Source organism: Streptomyces sp. NPDC058683 (assembly GCF_042716195.1).
Classification (GTDB): domain Bacteria; phylum Actinomycetota; class Actinomycetes; order Streptomycetales; family Streptomycetaceae; genus Streptomyces.
This window is the reverse complement of record NZ_JBHXSK010000037.1, coordinates 1-17,366: the sequence shown is the minus strand read 5'-3', so window position 1 is coordinate 17,366 and position 17,366 is coordinate 1. Positions and strand designations below refer to the sequence as shown.

The following is a 17,366-nucleotide window of genomic DNA, read 5'->3' as shown; positions in this document are numbered from 1 at the left end:
ACTGAGCGGCTGGAAAGGCAGGTGTCGAACCGCATGGCAGGAACCGCCGGTACGCCGGGCACCCCGCGCGTGCTCCGCGCCATGAACGACCGCGCCGCACTGGACCTGCTGCTGGAGCACGGCCCGCTGTCGCGGACCCGGATCGGCAAGCTCACCGGCCTCTCCAAGCCGACCGCCTCGCAGCTGCTGGCCCGTCTGGAGGCGGCCGGGCTGGTGCTGGCGACCGGCACGAGCGAGGGCCGTCCGGGCCCCAACGCCCAGCTGTACTCGGTGAATCCGGCCGCCGCCTACGCCGCCGGGCTCGACGTCAACCCGGCCCGGATCCGGGCCGCCGTCGCCGACGTCACCGGCCGTACCGTCGGCGAGTACGAACTCCCCACCCCGGGACGGCGGTCGGCCCAGTCCGTCGTACGGCAGGTCACCGACGCCCTCGACGGTGCCGTGAAGGCGGCCGGGCTGGCCCGGGACGACGTCCGCCGGCTGGTCATCGGCACACCCGGCGCCTTCGACCCCAACACCGGCCGGCTGCGCTACGCCTCGCACCTGCCCGGCTGGCACTCCCCCGCGCTGCTCGACGACCTCGCCGCCGCGCTGCCGATGCCGGTCGAGTACGAGAACGACGTCAACCTCGTCGCCATCGCCGAACAGCGGCTCGGCGCGGCCCGCGGCCACGGCGACTTCGTGCTGCTGTGGAACGAGGAGGGCCTCGGCGCCGCCCTGGTCCTCGGCGGCCGGCTGCACCGCGGCTGGACCGGCGGCGCCGGCGAGGTCGGCTTCCTGCCGGTGCCGGGCACCCCGCTGGTCCGCCAGGTCACCAAGGCCAACAGCGGTGGTTACCAGGAACTCGCCGGTGCGCAGTCGCTGCCCCGGCTGGCCGGCGAGCTCGGTATCGGCGACCTGCCGACCGGGTCGCACTCCGAGGCCGCCGCCGCGCTCGTCGCCCGCGCCGCCGATCACGGCAGCGGGCCGCACCACGAACTCCTGCGGACCTACGCGACCCGCCTCGCCACCGGTCTCGCCTCCCTCGTCTCCGTCCTCGACCCCGAACTCGTCGTCCTCAGCGGCACCGTCCTGACCTCCGGCGGCGAGGTGCTGCGCGCCCTGGTCCAGGCCGAGCTGGAGGAGCTGGCGGCCGCCCGGCCGCGGCTCGTCGTCGGCGACGTCCAGGAACACCCCGTGCTGCGCGGCGCGCTGGAGAGCGCGCTCGCGACCGCCCGCGACGAGGTCTTCGACACCTCGCGCTGACCCGCACCGGACCCCGCACCGGCCCCCTTCAGCCCCCCGCACCGGCCCCTTCCCACACTGCCCGCCCGCCCTTGGGAGACCCTGCCATGCCCATACCCTCCGCTGCCCGAAAGACGGCTTTTGCCCTGACCGCCCTGACCAGTTCGCTCGCTCTTCTCACCGCCTGTACCGGCCAGTCCTCCTCCGGCGCCACCGACGACGCCTCCGCGAAAACCACCATCAACTTCTGGCACGCCTGGAGCGCGCCGAGCGAGGTCAACGCCGTCAAGGCGCTGATCGCCGGCTTCGAGAAGGCGCACCCCAACATCCACGTCAACGTCGTCGGCAACATGACCGACGACAAGATGAACCAGGCGCTGCGCACCGGCGGCGACAAGGCCCCGGACGTCATCTCGTCCTTCACCACCAACAGCGTGGGCAAGTTCTGCGACTCGGGCGCGCTGGTCGACCTCAACCCCTTCTTCAAGAAGTCGGACATCGACCCGGAGACGACGTTCCCGAAGGCGATGAACGAGTACACCCAGTTCGAGGGCAACCGCTGCTCGGTGCCGCTGCTCGGGGACGCGTACGGGCTCTACTACAACAAGACGGCCTTCAAGAAGGCCGGCATCACCAGCCCGCCGAAGACCTGGTCCGAATTCGAGGCCGACGCCAAGAAGCTGACGATCGCTCAGGGCGACAGCTACAAGCAGCTCGGTTTCATGCCGGACTACCACGGCTGGGAGACCACGACCGAGCACTACCTCGGGCAGTTCTCGCCGACGTACTTCGACAGCCAGGGCAAGTCGAACGTCGCCAAGGACCCGGCCTTCGAGAAGTCCTTCACGCTCCAGAAGAAACTCGTCGACGCTCTCGGCGGCTACAAGAAGCTGGAAACGTTCCGGGCCACGCTCGGCGACGAGTGGGGCCCCAAGCACCCCTTCCAGACCGGCCAGGTCGCCATGCAGCTCGACGGCGAGTGGCGGCTCGGCATGGCCCTGGACGCCAAGCCGAACTTCGACATAGGTGTCGCCCCGATGCCGGTCCCCGACGACCAGGCCGCCCAGTACGGCAAGGGCTACATCACCGGCACCATCGCGGGCATCGCCGCCACCAGCAAGAAGCAGAACGCGGCGTGGGAGTTCGTGAAGTACATCAGCACCGACACGGACGCGGTGGTGGACTTCTCCAACGCCATCCACAACGTGCCGTCCACGCTGGCCGCCCTGAAGTCGCCGAAACTGAAGTACGACCCGCGGTTCAAGACGTTCCTGGACATCGCCGCGAACCCCGACTCCACGACAGCACCCGCCTCCGTCAACGGCGGTGTGTACCTGGTGACGATCCAGCAGCTCGGCTACGACTACGAGAGCGGCAAGATCACCGACCTGAAGGCGGGCCTGAAGCAGGCCGCCGCGCAGATCGACACGGACATCGCGCAGGCGAAGTAGCGATGAGCACGATCACGTTGGCGTCGAAGCGCCGCCGGTCGGCGCTTCGTACGGCCGCCTTCATGTCGCCCTGGCTGATCGGCTTCGCGGTCTTCTTCGCGTATCCGATGCTCTCCACGGTCTACTTCTCGTTCATGCACTACGACGGCTTCAAACCGCCGACGTGGAGCGGCACGAAGAACTGGACGTACGTCTTCGAGCACTATCCCTACTTCTGGCCCGCGATGCGCAACACCCTGTGGCTCGTGGTCGTGATGGTCTCGCTCCGGGTCGTCTTCGGCCTCGGCATCGGCATGCTCATCACGAAGATCAAGACGGGTACGGGTGTCTTCCGCACCCTCTTCTATCTGCCCTACCTGGCCCCGCCGGTCGCGGCCACCATGGCCTTCGCCTTCCTCCTCAACCCCGGTACGGGCCCGGTCAACTCGATCCTGGAGAAGATCGGCATCCCGGCCCCGGGCTGGTTCAACGACCCCACCTGGTCCAAGCCGGCGCTGACCCTGCTGGCGCTGTGGGGCATCGGCGACCTGATGGTCATCTTCATGGCCGCGCTGCTCGACGTGCCGGCGGAGCAGTACGAGGCGGCGGAGCTGGACGGCGCGTCGGCGTGGCAGCGCTTCCGGTTCGTGACGCTGCCGAACATCTCGCCGATCGTGATGTTCGCGGTCGTCACGGGTGTCATCCAGACGATGCAGTACTACACCCAGCCGCTCATCGCCGGAAAGGTCGCCTCGGGCGTGATCCAGGGCGCGGGGACGCAGTTCGAGCCCGGTTACCCGGAGAAGTCGACCCTCACCCTCCCCCAGCTCGTCTACAACCTCGGTTTCCAGCGCTTCGACTACGGCTCCGCGTGTGTCGTCGCCCTCGTCCTCTTCGTCCTGTCCATGGTGTTCACCGCGTTCCTGATGCGGCGCCGGGGCGGTCTCATCCAGGCAGGTGACTGAACATGGCCCAGGTACTGGACCGGCCGGTGGACGTGACCCCGCAGCCGATGACGTCGGCCGAACGCACCGCCCGCCGCAAGGCGTTGCTGAACTGGGTGGCGGTGCACTCCCTCGGCGTCGCCGCCGCCCTGTTCTTCACCCTCCCCTTCGTCTTCGTCTTCCTGACCTCGCTGATGAGCGACAGCCAGGCCCTGAGCCGGGACCTGATCCCGCACACCTGGGAGTGGGGCAACTACCGGAAGGTGTTCGACACCCCGGGCTTCCTGACCTGGTGGAAGAACACGCTGTTCTACGCCGGCCTGGGCACCGTCCTGACCGTCGTGTCGTCGCTCCCGGTGGCGTACGCGCTCGCGAAGTTCCGCTTCCGGGGCCGCAATCTCTCGCTGATGCTGGTGATCTCGATGATGATGCTGCCGCCGCAGGTGGTCATCATCCCGATGTACCTGTTCTGGGCGAAGCAGCTGGGCCTGTCCGGCACCCTGTGGCCGCTCATCGTCCCGATGGCGTTCGGCGACGCGTTCTCCATCTTCCTGCTGCGGCAGTTCCTGATGACGATCCCGAACGAGTACCTGGACGCGGCGAAGGTGGACGGCTGCGGGGATCTGCGGACCCTGCTGCGGGTGGTGATCCCCATGGCGAAACCGGGCATCGCCGCCGTCGCCCTCTTCCAGTTCTTCTACGCCTGGAACGACTACTTCGGCCCCCAGATCTACGCCTCGGAGAACCCGGGCGCCTGGACGCTGTCCTACGGCCTGGAGTCGTTCAAGGGCATGCACCACACCGACTGGAATCTCACCATGGCCGCGACCGTACTGGTCATGGCCCCCGTGATCCTCGTGTTCTTCTTCGCCCAGAAGGCGTTCGTCGAGGGCGTCACGCTCACCGGAGTGAAGGGTTAACCAAGTATGAAACTCACTGTGGTCGGCGGAGGCTCGACCTACACCCCCGAACTCATCGACGGCTTCGCGCGGCTCCGGGACACCCTGCCCATCGAGGAACTGGTCCTGGTGGACCCGGCCGCCGAACGCCTGGAACTGGTGGGCGGACTGGCCCGCCGGATCTTCGCCAAGCAGGGCCACAACGGCCGTATCGTCACCACCTCCGACCTGGACGCCGGTGTCGAGGGCGCCGACGCGGTGCTGCTCCAGCTGCGCGTCGGCGGCCAGGCGGCCCGGCAGCAGGACGAGACCTGGCCGCTGGAGTGCGGCTGCATCGGCCAGGAGACGACCGGCGCCGGCGGGCTCGCCAAGGCCCTGCGGACCGTTCCCGTCGTCCTGGACATCGCCGAACGCGTCCGCCGGGCCAACCCGGACGCCTGGATCATCGACTTCACCAACCCGGTGGGGATCGTCACCCGCGCCCTGCTCCAGGCCGGGCACCGGGCGGTCGGACTGTGCAACGTGGCGATCGGCTTCCAGCGGAAGTTCGCGCACCTGCTCGGTGTCACGCCGTCCGAGATCCACCTGGACCACCTCGGCCTCAACCACCTCACCTGGGAGACGGCGGTCCGCCTCGGCGGCCCCGAGGGCGAGAACGTGCTGCCCAAGCTGCTCGGGGAACACGGCGACACCATCGCCGCCGACCTGAAGCTGCCGACGGCCCTCCTGGACCGCCTGGGCGGCGTGATCCCCTCCTACTACCTGCGCTACTACTACGCCCACGACGAGGTCGTACGGGAGCTGCGCACCAAGCCGTCCCGGGCGGCCGAAGTGGCCGCGATGGAGAAGCAGTTGCTGGAGATGTACGGCGACCCGGCCCTCGACGAGAAGCCCGAGCTGCTCGCCAAGCGCGGCGGCGCCTACTACTCGGAGGCGGCGGTGGACCTGGCGGCGGCGCTGCTGGGCGGCGCCGGAAACCCCTACCAGGTGGTGAACACCTACAACGGCGGCACGCTCCCCTTCCTCCCCGACGACGCGGTGATCGAGGTGCAGGCGGCGGTCGGCGCGGGCGGCCCCGTGCCGCTGTCCGTCCCGGACGCCGACCCGCTCTTCGCCGGCCTGGTGGCCAACGTGACGGCGTACGAGGAACTGGCCCTGGAGGCGGCGCTGCGCGGTGGCCGCGACCGCGTCTACAAGGCCCTCCTCTCGCATCCCCTCGTCGGCCAGTACGAGTACGCCGAAGCCCTGACCGACCGACTGATCGCGCACAACCGGGAGCACCTCGCGTGGGCCTGACCGCACCTGTCCTCGCCATCGACGCGGGCAACAGCAAGACCGACGTCGCGGTGGTGGCGGCGGACGGCGAGGTCCTCGCCACGGCCCGCGGCGGCGGCTTCCGGCCGCCGGTGGTGGGCGTGGAGCAGGCCGTGGACGAGGTGGCGGCGGCGGTCGCCGAGGCGTACAGCGCCGCCGGCGTCACCTCGGTCGCCCATGTCTCCGCGTGCCTGGCCAACGCCGATCTGCCGGTGGAGGAGGAGCAGTTGGCCGCCGCGCTGGCCGCCCGCGGATGGGGCGGTTCGGTGACCGTCCGCAACGACACCTTCGCGATCCTGCGGGCGGGCGTGGCCGAGCCCCGGGGCGTGGCCGTGGTGTGCGGGGCGGGCATCAACTGCGTCGGCATGCGCCCCGACGGCCGCACCGCCCGCTTCCCCGCGATAGGGCGCATCTCCGGTGACTGGGGCGGCGGTTGGGGACTGGCCGAGGAGGCTCTGTGGCACGCGGCGCGGGCGGAGGACGGCCGCGGCGGGCCGACGGCCCTGGTCCGCACCCTCCCGGCGCACTTCGGGCTGACGTCCATGTACGCGCTGATCGAGGCGCTGCACCTGGAGCACGTCGAGTACGGCCGCCGGCACGAGCTGACGCCGGTGCTGTTCGCGACGGCGGCCGACGGCGACCCGATCGCCCGCTCGGTGGTGGACCGGCTGGCCCAGGAGGTCGCGACGATGGCCACGGTCGCCCTGACCCGCCTCGACCTGCTGGACGAGGAGACGCCGGTACTGCTGGGAGGCGGCGTGCTGACGGGCGGTCACCCGCAACTGGACGACGGCGTGCGGGAACTGCTGGCGGCCCGCGCCCCGAAGGCGGTACCGAGGGTGGTGACGGCGCGTCCGGTACTGGGGGCGGCGCTGCTGGGGCTGGATGCGGTGGGGGCGGGAGCGGACGTGCAGGGGAGGACGCGGGCGTATTTCGAGGGGTGACGGCGGGCGGGGCGGGGGCCGGGGCGCCCCTTCAGGCGCGCGGGGAACCGCGCGACCAGTCACCCGCCCACCCGCACCCCGAACACAACCGGTTCACCCCTCCGGAACCGAACCGATTCCCCCGGCGTATTCATGGGCAGGGGTTCCGCTGCGATCGGGTCAAGATCGAGTGACGGCCGGTGCCGAATGTCGGTCCGGGCAGCGATACTGGGCGGCGACCGGATGACCATGGGGGAGGTCAAGTGACACACCCGCCGACGAAGAGCGCGGCACCGCCAGGCGCAGGTACCGTCCTGCCCGCACAGCGGGCGGCCTCTCCCACGCCCGAGGCAACGCCCCCGCGCCGCAGCGCCTTCACGGAGGGCTTCGAGAAGGTACGCGCCGCCGTGACCACCGAGCCCGGCCGGCTCCGGCTCATCGGCGCCGTCCTGGCCGCCCTGATCGTCGCCTTCGGTGCCGTCACCGCCTGGCAGATGACCGACCGCGCGGCCGCCGCCGACGACGTGCTGCACCGCAGCCAGCCGCTCAGCTCGGGCGCCGCCGACATCTACCGTTCACTGGCCGACGCCAACACCGCGGCCTCCAGCGGCTTCCTGGCGGGCGGCCAGGAGACGGCGGCCTCCCGCGCGCGGTACGAGAAGGACATCCGGACCGCCGCCGCCAAGCTCGTCACCGCCGCCGCCAACTCCGAGCCCGGCTCCCCCTCCGAGGCGGCCGTGGCGAAGCTGAACAAGCTGCTCCCGGAGTACAAGGGGCTCGTCGAGCGGGCCAGCGTCTACAACCGGCAGGGCTACCCGGTCGGCGGCGCCTACCTGCGGTACGCGAACGAGAAGATGCAGAAGGAGATGCTCCCGGCGGCGGAGGATCTCTACACGAAGGAGAACGCGCGGCTGTCGTCCGACTACGCGGACGCGACCCCGTACCCGTGGGCGGCGATAGTCCTCGGCCTCCTCGCCCTCGCCGCCCTCGCCTGGGCCCAGCTGCGCCACTACCGCCGTACCAACCGCGTGCTCAACCACGGTCTGGTGGCGGCCTCCGCGGCCACCGTCGTCACGCTGTTGTGGCTGGTCGTCGGCCACACCTTCGCCCGCGCCGGCCTGGACGGCTCCTACGACCACGGCGTCCGCTCGCTGAACGTGCTGCACGACGCCCGGATCGCCTCCCTGAAGGCCCGCGGGAACGAGAACCTCAGCCTGGTCGCGCGGGGCGCGGAGACGGTCACGGTCGACGGCGAGACGTACGACGCGTACTACTACGACTTCGACCAGGACATGGCCGCCCTCGGCAAGGGCCTCGCCCAGGCCTCGGCGCTCGCCGACGACTCGGCGGGCGGCAAGCCCGTGCAGGCGGCCGAGGGGAACATGAAGGTGTGGAAGGAGCGGCACGCCGACGCCCGCACCGAGGACGAGAACGGCGACTACCAGGCGGCGCTGGACAAGGTGATCGGCGCCAAGGGCGCGACCGCCGAGTGCTTCGACAGCGTCGACACGAACCTGAAGAACGCTCTGGCCCACGAGGAGTCCGAGTTCCAGGAGCGGGCCACCGACGGGCGGGACGCGATGTCCGGGCTGCCGATCGGTGCCGCCATGCTGGGTGTGGCGGCGGCGTCGGGCGCACTGTTCGGCATCGGGCGCAGGCTTTCGGAGTACCGGTGAGAGGGGGCGTGGCGGTGTTCGTGCAGAGGATGAGGGCCTCCCTGCGCGGCTGGGGCGGAGTGGGCGCGATGGCGGTCGGCTGCGCTCTGGCGCTGGCGTTCGTCCTGCTGCTGCCCCTCACCCAGTCCGCCGGGGGGAGCGGTACGGGCGAGGGGCTCGGCGGTCCGGGGCTGGCCACTGCCGGCCCGGCGAGGGCCGGCAACTGTGTCGACGCGCAGGCGCAGAACGAGACCTGGTCGCCGTCGAGCGCGGACGGTACGACGATCGACGCCATCAAGGCCCGTACCGGCGCCAAGCGGAAGCTGATCGTCGGGGTGGACCAGAACAGTTACCGCTGGGGCTACCGCAATCCGAACAACTCCGGTGCGGAGCTGGAGGGTTTCGACATCGACCTGGTGCACCGGATCGCCCAGGACATCCTCGGCGACCCCGACGCGGTGCAGTTCAAGGCGATTCCGACCAGCCAGCGGATACCGGCGATCAAGGACGGCCGGGTCGACATGGTCGTCCGCACGATGACCATCAACTGCGAGCGGCTGAAGGACGTGGCGTTCTCCGCGCCGTACTTCAAGACCGGGCAGCAGGTCCTCGCGCCCAAGTCGTCGTCGATCACCGGCTACAACGGCACCCTCGCGCACAAGAGGATCTGCACGGCGGCCGGTTCGACGGCGTACGCCAAGCTGGACGCCGACAGGAAGTCCGGGAAGCTGGTCGCCTCGGCCGACATCTCCGTCACCGTGCCCAACCAACTCGACTGTCTGGTGCGGCTGCAGCTCGGCGAGGTCGACGCGGTGGTCACCGACGGCGCGCTGGCCGCCAGCCAGGCCGCGCAGGACCCGACGGTCGAGCTGAAGGGCGCCGCCTTCACGACCGAGTACTACGGCGTGGCGATGAAGCAGGGTGCGACCGATCTGGTACGCCGGGTCAATCACATTCTGGTCGACTACCGGGACGACGGCTGGCAGGCGTCGTACGACAAGTGGCTGTCGGCGACACTGGGAGCGGACTCGGCGGCGTCGAAACCGCCCGCGCCGCAGTACCTGCGCACAAGCTGACCCGCATCCGCAGGGCCGGTCCCGACAAGCAAGCGAGAGGTGATCGATGGGCGTCACGGACCCCGCCGGGCCGGTGATGGACCGGGACGAGGTGGACCGTGCGCTGGCGCGGCTCGGCGCGGAGCACGAGGCGATCGAGACCTCGCTGCTCGCTTTGCAGGACCACGCGGGCCGCAGGCTCCTGGAAGGCGCCGAGCTGACCGGGACCACCCGGGAGCGGTGGACGACCGCCGACGCGTCGATCACCCTGCTGTGGGCGTACTTCGACGCGTACACGGACGCGTTGCGCAGCGCCCGGGAGATCAGGGCGCGGCGCCGCTGGTCCAGCCGGGAGGACCTGGTGGAGCTGACGGAGCTGCTGCGCGGCGAGTCGGTGACGGTGGCGGGCAGCGCCACGGCGACGGCGAACGCGCCGACGCTGCTGTCGGCGGCCGGCCGGCTCAGCGAGCGCTTCTCGCTGGTGACCCTGGTCGACCGGATGAACGAGCTGTACGCGACCTCGCTGGACATGGTCGTCACCGCCGACGCGGTGTGGTCGGCGCTGCCCGCGCGGATCGATTTACTCGCCGCCGAACTGCAGCGCACCCGCAAGCTGGCGCACTCCGTCGGGGTGCGTCCGGGCGAGCACCCGGCGGGCGACGACCTGGAGCGGATCACCCGCACCCTGACCAGGCTCCGTGAGGACGTCGTGTCGGACCCGCTGGGCTTCTGGGTGCCGGCGCAGGGGAGTTCGGCGCCGGGCGGCGGCCGGCCGGACACCGCGGTGTACGACCGGGAGGCGCAGGCGCTGGAGGAGGTGCGGCGGGAGATCGACGCCGTGCTGACGGTACGGCAGGACGCGGAGGCCCGGCTGATCAAGCTGCGGGACGTGCTGTCCCGCGCGGACCGCACCCTCGCCGAGGCGCGTACCGCGCGCGGCGAGGTGCTGGCGAAGATCGCGGCCACCGAGGTGCCGGTGGTCAGCGGCCCGCCGACCGCGCTCCAGGAGCAGCTGGCGGCGGCCGCCGAGTACCGCAGAACGGCCCAGTGGCACCGGCTGTCGCCGCTCCTGGAGTCCCTGGAGCAGAAGGCGGAGGACGAACTGCTGCGCGCGCGTGAGTCGTTGACGGCGGTCACCGCGCCGCTGGCGGTACGCGCGGAGCTGCGCGGCCGGCTGGACGCGTACAAGGCGAAGGTGGCCCGGCACGGGCTGGCGGAGGATCCGTTCCTGATCGAGCGGTACGACGCGGCCCGGCGGATGCTGTGGAGCGCGCCCTGCGACCTGCGGGTCGCGGAGCAGGCGGTGCTGCGTTATCAGCACGCGGCGGCCGAGGCGCTGACCGCGCCGCGCGTGCCGCAGCAGAGCGGGCCCGAGGATCGTAGGGGAGAGCAGTAGCCATGAGTCAGGCGGGAGAGGCGTGCCAGCGGCCGGGCTGCGAGGGGACGTACGAGGACGTCGGCGGCGGTGAGCTGTACTGCGACACCTGCGGTCTGGCCCCGGTCGTCTCGGCGAGCGGGATGGTCGGCTCGCCGCCCACCGGGATCACGGCCGGCGGCCGGTCCTCCGCGAGCAGCGCGAGTTCGCGCTCCAGCAGCCGCAGCACGCGGACGTCGTCGCAGTCGTCGAAGTCGCGGCGCTCGGTCTCCGGGCGGCTCTCGCGGTCCCTGTCGGGCGAGTCGACGGGCCGTTCGGTGTCGGTGCGCAGTTCCGGTTCGTCGACGAGCGGGTCGGCGCGCAGCCGGCTGGGCGCGGGGCTGGTCACGGTCCCGCAGGTGCCGAAGCCGGACCCGCGCGAGATGGTGCTCGAGAACCCCGAGGTGCCCGAGCGGAAGCGGTTCTGCTCGCGCTCGGACTGCGGGGCGCCGGTGGGCCGGGGACGGGGTGACCGGCCGGGCCGGACGGAGGGGTTCTGCACCAAGTGCGGCAACCCGTACTCGTTCGTGCCGAAGCTGAAGGCCGCGGACGTCGTGCACGGCCAGTACGAGGTCGTGGGCTGTATCGCGCACGGTGGCCTGGGCTGGATCTACCTGGCCGTGGACCGGGCGGTGTCCGACCGCTGGGTGGTGCTCAAGGGCCTGCTCGACACCGGTGACCAGGACGCGATGGCCGCCGCGATCTCCGAGCGGCGGTTCCTCGCGGAGATCGAGCACGCCAACATCGTGCGGATCTACAACTTCGTGGAGCATCTGGACCAGCGCACCGGCTCCCTCGACGGCTACATCGTCATGGAGTACGTCGGCGGCAAGTCCCTCAAGGAGATCGCCAACGACCGGCGTACCCCGGAGGGCCGCCGGGACCCGCTGCCGGTGGAGCAGGCCTGCGCCTACGGCATCGAGGCGCTCGAGGCCCTCGGCCATCTGCACAGCCGCAACCTGCTGTACTGCGACTTCAAGGTCGACAACGCCATCCAGACCGAGGACCAGCTCAAGCTGATCGACATGGGCGCGGTGCGCCGCATGGACGACGACGAGTCGGCGATCTACGGCACGGTCGGCTACCAGGCCCCGGAGGTCGCCGAGGTCGGCCCGTCGGTCGCCTCCGACCTCTACACGGTCGGCCGCACCCTCGCGGTCCTCACCTTCGACTTCCAGGGCTACACGACCGTCTTCGTGGACTCGCTGCCCGACCCGGACAACATCGAGGTGTTCCGGCAGTACGAGTCGTTCTACCGGCTGCTGGTCCGGGCCACCGATCCCGACCCGGCCCGCCGGTTCGCCTCCGCGCAGGAGATGGCCGAGCAGCTGACGGGCGTGCTGCGCGAGGTGGTGTCGGTGCAGACCGGCAAGGCCCGGCCGGCGCTGTCGACGCTGTTCGGGCCCGAGGTCAAGGTCACGGACACGGAGCTGTTCCCGAAGCTGGCCGGCGACGTGTCCCGGCTCGGGGGGCGGGCGGTGGCCTCCAGAACGCTCGCCCTGGAGCCACCGGGAGCGGCCGGGGCGACGGCCGGCGACGGCCGCCCGGCGGGCGGTCCTGCCGACGGGGGCGACCCGGTCGCCCCCGCCCTGGTCCGGTCCGTCGCCACCCCGGCCGCCGCACTCGCCCTGCCGGTCCCGCTGGTCGACCAGAGCGACCCGAACGCCGGGTTCCTGGCGGGCCTGATGATGACCTCGGCGCCGGGCGAGCTGCTGGGGGCGCTGGCCGCCGCGCCGGCGCAGACCGTGGAGACCCGGCTGCGCCAGGTCCGGGCCCGGCTGGAGAGCGGCGACCGGGAACCCGCCCTGACCGCGCTCGGCGAGCTGGAGGAGGAGCAGCCCGACGACTGGCGGGTGGTCTGGTACCGGGGCGTGACCGCCCTGTTCACCGGCGACTTCGAGGGCGCCGCGCTGTCCTTCGACGCGATCTACGACGCCTTCCCCGGCGAGACGGCGCCCAAGCTGGCGCTCGGCCTGTGCGCGGAGGTGCTCGGGCAGCTGGACAACGCGGCCGAGTACTACCGGCTGGTGTGGGCGACCGACCCGGGCTTCGTGAGCTCCGCCTTCGGTCTGGCCCGGGTGCAGCTGGCGGCCGGGGAGCGGCGCGGTGCGGTGCGTACGCTGGAGTCGGTGCCGGAGGCGTCGATCCACTACACGGCGGCCCGGGTGGCGGCCGTACGGGCGCGGCTGCGGCACCGGACCGCGACGCCCGACGACACGCCGTTCCTGGACGACCTGACGGCCGCCGCCGGGCAGATCGAGGCGCTGGACGCGTACGGTCTGGATCCGGCACGGCGCGAGCAGTTGTCGGCGGAAGTCCTCGGGCGCGCGCTGGACTGGATACTCTCCGGAGGCCAGGACGCCCAGCCTGCCGCCGGCGGCGGTGGCCGGGTGCTGCTCGGCAGCGGTCTGGACGAGCGGGGCCTCCGCTTCGGCCTGGAACGCTCGTACCGCACGCTGGCCAGACTGGCGACCGGCGGTGAGGAGAGGATCGACCTGGTGGAACGGGCCAACCGTTACCGCCCCCGGACGTGGGTGTAGTTGATGTCGCAGATGCCCCAGCAGGCCGCACCGGCGAAGTGCCCGAGCTGCGCGGAGCCGCTCGAATCGGGTGACCTGTTCTGTGGTGCGTGCGGGTACGACCTGTCGGCCGTGCCCGCCGAGCCGCAGGACCACCCGACCCTCACCATGGGCGCCTCCGGCGTGGCCTGGCCACCGCCCGAGCCGGCCGGCTCCGGCCCGCCGTCGGCCCCGCATCTGCCGACGGACCTGCCCGGCACGGACTCGGGCGGCAAGCCGCTGCCGGGTTCGCCGCCGCACGGCTCGCCGGTGTCGCCGGCCTCCGGGGTGCGTTTCGACCGGCCGCCGGAGCCCGACGACGACTACGCGCTCCAGGCGCCGGACCCGCGGGTGGCCGCCTCCGCCACGGAGGCCGCCGAGTCCGCCGAGAACACCGAGTCCGCCGAGACCACTGAGCTGCCGAAGGTCTGCGTGGCCTGCCTGGCGGGCCGGGTGGACGGCGACGGCTACTGCGAGAACTGCGGGCACGCGCAGCCGCGCGAACGCGACCACATGGAGCAGGAGGTGGGTCCGGTGGCCGCCGTCAGCGACCGCGGGCTGCGCCACCACCGCAACGAGGACGCGTTCACCGTCGGCCGTACCGCGCTGCCCGACGGCACCCCGGCGGTGCTCGCGGTCGTCTGCGACGGCGTCTCCTCGGCGACCCGCCCCGACGAGGCCTCCCTGGCCGCCTCCCGGGCCGCGAGCGAGGCGCTGCTGGCCGCGCTGCCCCAGGGCACGCACCCGCAGCAGGCGATGCACGAGGCGATCGTGATCGCCTCCCAGGCCGTCAACGCGCTCGCCGAGGAGCCTCCGGCGGCCCGCGAGCACAGCCCGCACCAGAACGCCCCGGCGTGCACGATCGTCGCCTCGATCGTCACCCCGGGCCTGCTGGTGGTCGGCTGGGTCGGCGACAGCCGCGCCTACTGGGTGCCGGTGGACCGCGGCGCACCGCCGGCCCGGCTCACCGAGGACGACTCCTGGGCGGCACAGATGGTGGCCGCGGGGCTGATGAGCGAGGCCGAGGCGTACGCCGACGAGCGCGCGCACGCGATCACCGGCTGGCTCGGCGCGGACGCCTACGAACTGGAGCCGCACACCGCTTCCTTCAAGCCGGACCGGCCTGGTGTGGTGGTGGTGTGCACGGACGGGCTGTGGAACTACGCGGAGTCGGCCGAGGAGATGTCCGAGGTCGTCCCCGCCGACGCGGCCGTACGGCCGCTGCACGCGGCCCGGGTCCTGGTCGGCCACGCCCTGGACGGCGGGGGCCACGACAACGTAACAGTGGCGCTGCTCCCGTTCCCGGCGCCGCCGCAGGGGGCAGGATCCGCCTGAGGCCGCGCAAAACGGCCGTAAACGGGGAATCAGCAACGGGGCACGGGCAGCACAGGGAAGCACCGGCGGACCGGAGGGGACCGGTCCGCACACCGTCAGCACCCACCACGCGTGGGGTGGAGGGGGACCAGAGCAGTCATGGCCAATTTCTCGAAGTCGAACGTGCCGCAGTTCTCGGTGGACGTGTACCAGAACGAGTACCTGCCGGACGGCGGCCGCGAGGTCAACGCGATCGTCACGGTGACGTCGACCGGCGGCGGCACCGTCGGGAGCGTGGCCGGGCCGTCGTACGCTCCCGGGCAGGGGCCGGCCGCCGGGGTGGCGATCATGGTCGACTGCTCGGGCTCGATGGACTACCCGCCGACCAAGATGCGCAACGCCCGGGACGCCACGGCGGCCGCGATCGACACCCTGCGCGACGGCACCCACTTCGCGGTGATCGGCGGCACGCACGTCGCCAAGGAGGTCTACCCGGGCGGCGGGCGGCTCGCGGTGGCCGACCGCACCACCCGGGAGCAGGCCAAGCAGGCGCTGCGCAGGCTGAGCGCGGGCGGCGGTACGGCGATCGGGACCTGGCTGCGCCTCGCCGACCGGCTGCTGTCCTCGGCGGACGTCGCGATCCGGCACGGCATCCTGCTGACCGACGGCCGCAACGAGCACGAGTCGCCGGAGGACCTCAAGGCCGCCCTGGACTCCAGTGCCGGACGGTTCACCTGTGACGCCCGCGGCGTGGGCACCGACTGGGAAGTGAAAGAAGTCACAGGGATCGCCTCCGCGCTGCTCGGCACCGCCGACATCGTCGCCGACCCCACGGGCCTGGCCGCCGACTTCACGCAGATGATGGAGACGGCGATGGGCAAGGAGGTCGCGGACGTCGCGCTGCGGCTGTGGACCCCGGTCGGCACGACGATCAAGTTCGTCAAGCAAGTGGCGCCCACCGTCGCGGAGTTGACCGACCGCCGCACCGAGGCGGGACCGCGTGCCGGGGACTACCCGACCGGCTCCTGGGGCGACGAGTCCCGGGACTACCACGTCTGCGTGGAGGTCCCGACGGCCGGCCTCGGCCAGGAAATGCTGGCCGCCCGGGTGTCGTTGGTGGTCCCGCAGCCCGACGGCACCGTCCAGAACCTGGGCGCGCAGGGACTGGTCAGGGCGGTGTGGACGGACGACATGGTCGCCTCGACCTCCATCAACCCCCAAGTCGCCCACTACACCGGCCAGGCCGAACTGGCACAAGCCATCCAACAAGGGCTTGATCTTCGCAAAGTGGGCGATATGGATGGAGCAACGGCCAAACTGGGCCGGGCCGTTCAGCTCGCCAGCGCCTCCGGGAACGCGGATACTGCGAAACTGCTTGCGAAGGTGGTGGACGTGGTCGACGCCGCGACAGGTACTGTGCGATTGAAAGCGAAGGTTGCGGAGGCCGACGAGATGACCCTCGAAACACGGTCCACAAAGACTGTTCGTGTAAAGAAGTGACCTAGCAGCACACGCAGGACACCCAGACAGGCTCAGGACGAACCTGACAGAGAGGGAACCACCGACATGCCGACCTGCCCGAACGGACACCAGTCGGGTTCCGACGACTGGTGCGAGGTGTGCGGTCACCGCATGGCCGGTGCCGTGCCCCCGTCGCCTCCGCCCCCGCCGACCGCCGGCGGCTACGGTTTCCCGCCGCCCGTGCCCGGCGGCCCCGCCGGTGGGCGGCATCTGTCCGCCGTGCCGAACGGGCACGAGCCGGAGCTGTGCCCGCAGTGCCGTACGCCCCGCGAGGGCGGTGCGCCGTTCTGCGAGGAATGCCGCTGGAACTTCCTGACCAACACGGCCACCTCGTACACCCCGGCCGCCCCGCGCCCGCCCGCGGGCGGCGGCCCGGCCGCGCCGACCTTCCGGCCGCCCACCCCGCCGTCGTACGGCGGCAACACCGACTCGTACGAGTACCAGGGCTCGCGTCCCTCGCAGATGAACCGCCCGGCCGAGCCGATCCCCTCCTTCGGCAGCGAGCCCTCGGGCCCGACCCCGTTCGCGAACGAACGCGGCGGCGGCCCGTCGGGCCCCCCGGCGCCCCCTGCCTTCGGCGGCGGCCAGTCCGGCCCTCCGGCCTTCGGCGGCGACCGCGGCCAGCCCGGGCCCCCGGCGTACGGCAGCGACCCCTCGGCCCCGCCCGCTCCCCCGGCGTTCGGCGGCGACCGCGGCGGCCAGTCCGGCCCGCCCGGAACTTCGGCCTTCGGCAACGACCGCGGCCCGTCCGGCCCGCCCGCCTTCGGCGGCGACCGCGGCCAGTCCGGCCCCTCCGGGTTCGGTGGCGACCGCGGCCAGCCCGGGCCGCCGCCCTTCGGTGGCGAGCGTGGTCCTTCGGCTCCGCCCCCGTCGTTCGGCGGCGCTCCGGGCCAGAACGCCGGCGGCCCCTCCGCCTTCGGCGGCGCCCCCGGGCCCGGCCAGGCCTCCGGCCCCTTCACCCGCGACCCCTCCGGTGGCCCGGCCGCCGGCCCCTTCGGCGGCGGGGACCCGTCCCGGCCGCCGGTTCCGCCGCCGCCCGGCGGTCCCGGCGGCACCACCGGTGGCGCTCCCGCGGCCTTCCAGCAGTCGGCCCCGCCCGCACCGCCCGGCTACCC

The 17,366-nt window shown here is 72.1% G+C and carries 12 protein-coding genes and 1 pseudogene; all 13 read left to right on the top strand.

The genetic code is table 11. The annotated features are described in order from the left end of the window. The first annotated feature begins 33 nt into the window (after positions 1–33). On the top strand, positions 34–1,245 hold the full coding sequence (locus ACFWXC_RS34420) for an ROK family transcriptional regulator (RefSeq protein WP_384484824.1): 1,212 nt from the start codon (positions 34–36) through the stop codon (positions 1,243–1,245). 86 nt (positions 1,246–1,331) lie between these two features. Beyond that, a complete protein-coding gene (locus ACFWXC_RS34415; RefSeq protein WP_384484822.1) occupies positions 1,332–2,675 on the top strand; it encodes an ABC transporter substrate-binding protein in 1,344 nt (447 codons plus the stop codon). Positions 2,676–2,677: 2 nt separating this feature from the next. Next, complete coding sequence (locus tag ACFWXC_RS34410; RefSeq protein ID WP_384484820.1) at positions 2,678–3,619, top strand: carbohydrate ABC transporter permease; 942 nt, start codon at positions 2,678–2,680, stop codon at positions 3,617–3,619. Between the two features lie 2 nt (positions 3,620–3,621). Next, the gene (locus ACFWXC_RS34405; protein WP_384484818.1) at positions 3,622–4,518 is read left to right on the top strand and encodes a carbohydrate ABC transporter permease; all 897 of its coding nucleotides are present in this window, start codon (positions 3,622–3,624) and stop codon (positions 4,516–4,518) included. A 6-nt stretch (positions 4,519–4,524) separates the two neighbouring features. Beyond that, the gene (locus ACFWXC_RS34400; protein ID WP_384484816.1) at positions 4,525–5,793 is read left to right on the top strand and encodes a 6-phospho-beta-glucosidase; all 1,269 of its coding nucleotides are present in this window, start codon (positions 4,525–4,527) and stop codon (positions 5,791–5,793) included. Next, entirely contained in the window at positions 5,784–6,755 is a 972-nt protein-coding gene (locus ACFWXC_RS34395) for an N-acetylglucosamine kinase (RefSeq protein WP_384484814.1), read from the top strand. Before ACFWXC_RS34400 ends, ACFWXC_RS34395 begins: the two co-directional genes overlap by 10 nt. Positions 6,756–6,997: 242 nt before the next feature. Next, positions 6,998–8,410 (top strand): hypothetical protein, encoded by a 1,413-nt coding sequence (locus tag ACFWXC_RS34390; protein WP_384484812.1) that lies wholly within the window; start codon positions 6,998–7,000, stop codon positions 8,408–8,410. A 29-nt stretch (positions 8,411–8,439) separates the two neighbouring features. Next, positions 8,440–9,465, top strand: coding sequence for a glutamate ABC transporter substrate-binding protein (locus tag ACFWXC_RS34385; RefSeq protein WP_384484994.1), 1,026 nt, complete (start codon positions 8,440–8,442; stop codon positions 9,463–9,465). 46 nt (positions 9,466–9,511) lie between these two features. Then, on the top strand, positions 9,512–10,840 hold the full coding sequence (locus tag ACFWXC_RS34380) for a hypothetical protein (RefSeq protein ID WP_384484810.1): 1,329 nt from the start codon (positions 9,512–9,514) through the stop codon (positions 10,838–10,840). A gap of 2 nt (positions 10,841–10,842) precedes the next feature. Beyond that, on the top strand, positions 10,843–13,398 hold the full coding sequence (locus ACFWXC_RS34375) for a tetratricopeptide repeat protein (RefSeq protein ID WP_384484808.1): 2,556 nt from the start codon (positions 10,843–10,845) through the stop codon (positions 13,396–13,398). Further along, positions 13,399–14,751, top strand: coding sequence for a PP2C family serine/threonine-protein phosphatase (locus ACFWXC_RS34370; protein ID WP_384484806.1), 1,353 nt, complete (start codon positions 13,399–13,401; stop codon positions 14,749–14,751). It begins immediately after the preceding gene. Between the two features lie 138 nt (positions 14,752–14,889). Further along, complete coding sequence (locus ACFWXC_RS34365; protein ID WP_384484804.1) at positions 14,890–16,230, top strand: VWA domain-containing protein; 1,341 nt, start codon at positions 14,890–14,892, stop codon at positions 16,228–16,230. Between the two features lie 66 nt (positions 16,231–16,296). Continuing rightward, positions 16,297–17,366, top strand: a pseudogene (locus tag ACFWXC_RS34360) (FHA domain-containing protein); the annotation flags it as partial.

Coding starts and splice junctions, on each gene's coding strand:
- ACFWXC_RS34410 (WP_384484820.1), top strand. CDS start 2,678: ATGAGCACGATCACGTTGGCGTCGAAGCGCCGCCGGTCGGCGCTTCGT.
- ACFWXC_RS34380 (WP_384484810.1), top strand. CDS start 9,512: ATGGGCGTCACGGACCCCGCCGGGCCGGTGATGGACCGGGACGAGGTG.
- ACFWXC_RS34400 (WP_384484816.1), top strand. CDS start 4,525: ATGAAACTCACTGTGGTCGGCGGAGGCTCGACCTACACCCCCGAACTC.
- ACFWXC_RS34420 (WP_384484824.1), top strand. CDS start 34: ATGGCAGGAACCGCCGGTACGCCGGGCACCCCGCGCGTGCTCCGCGCC.
- ACFWXC_RS34405 (WP_384484818.1), top strand. CDS start 3,622: ATGGCCCAGGTACTGGACCGGCCGGTGGACGTGACCCCGCAGCCGATG.
- ACFWXC_RS34365 (WP_384484804.1), top strand. CDS start 14,890: ATGGCCAATTTCTCGAAGTCGAACGTGCCGCAGTTCTCGGTGGACGTG.
- ACFWXC_RS34415 (WP_384484822.1), top strand. CDS start 1,332: ATGCCCATACCCTCCGCTGCCCGAAAGACGGCTTTTGCCCTGACCGCC.
- ACFWXC_RS34375 (WP_384484808.1), top strand. CDS start 10,843: ATGAGTCAGGCGGGAGAGGCGTGCCAGCGGCCGGGCTGCGAGGGGACG.
- ACFWXC_RS34385 (WP_384484994.1), top strand. CDS start 8,440: ATGAGGGCCTCCCTGCGCGGCTGGGGCGGAGTGGGCGCGATGGCGGTC.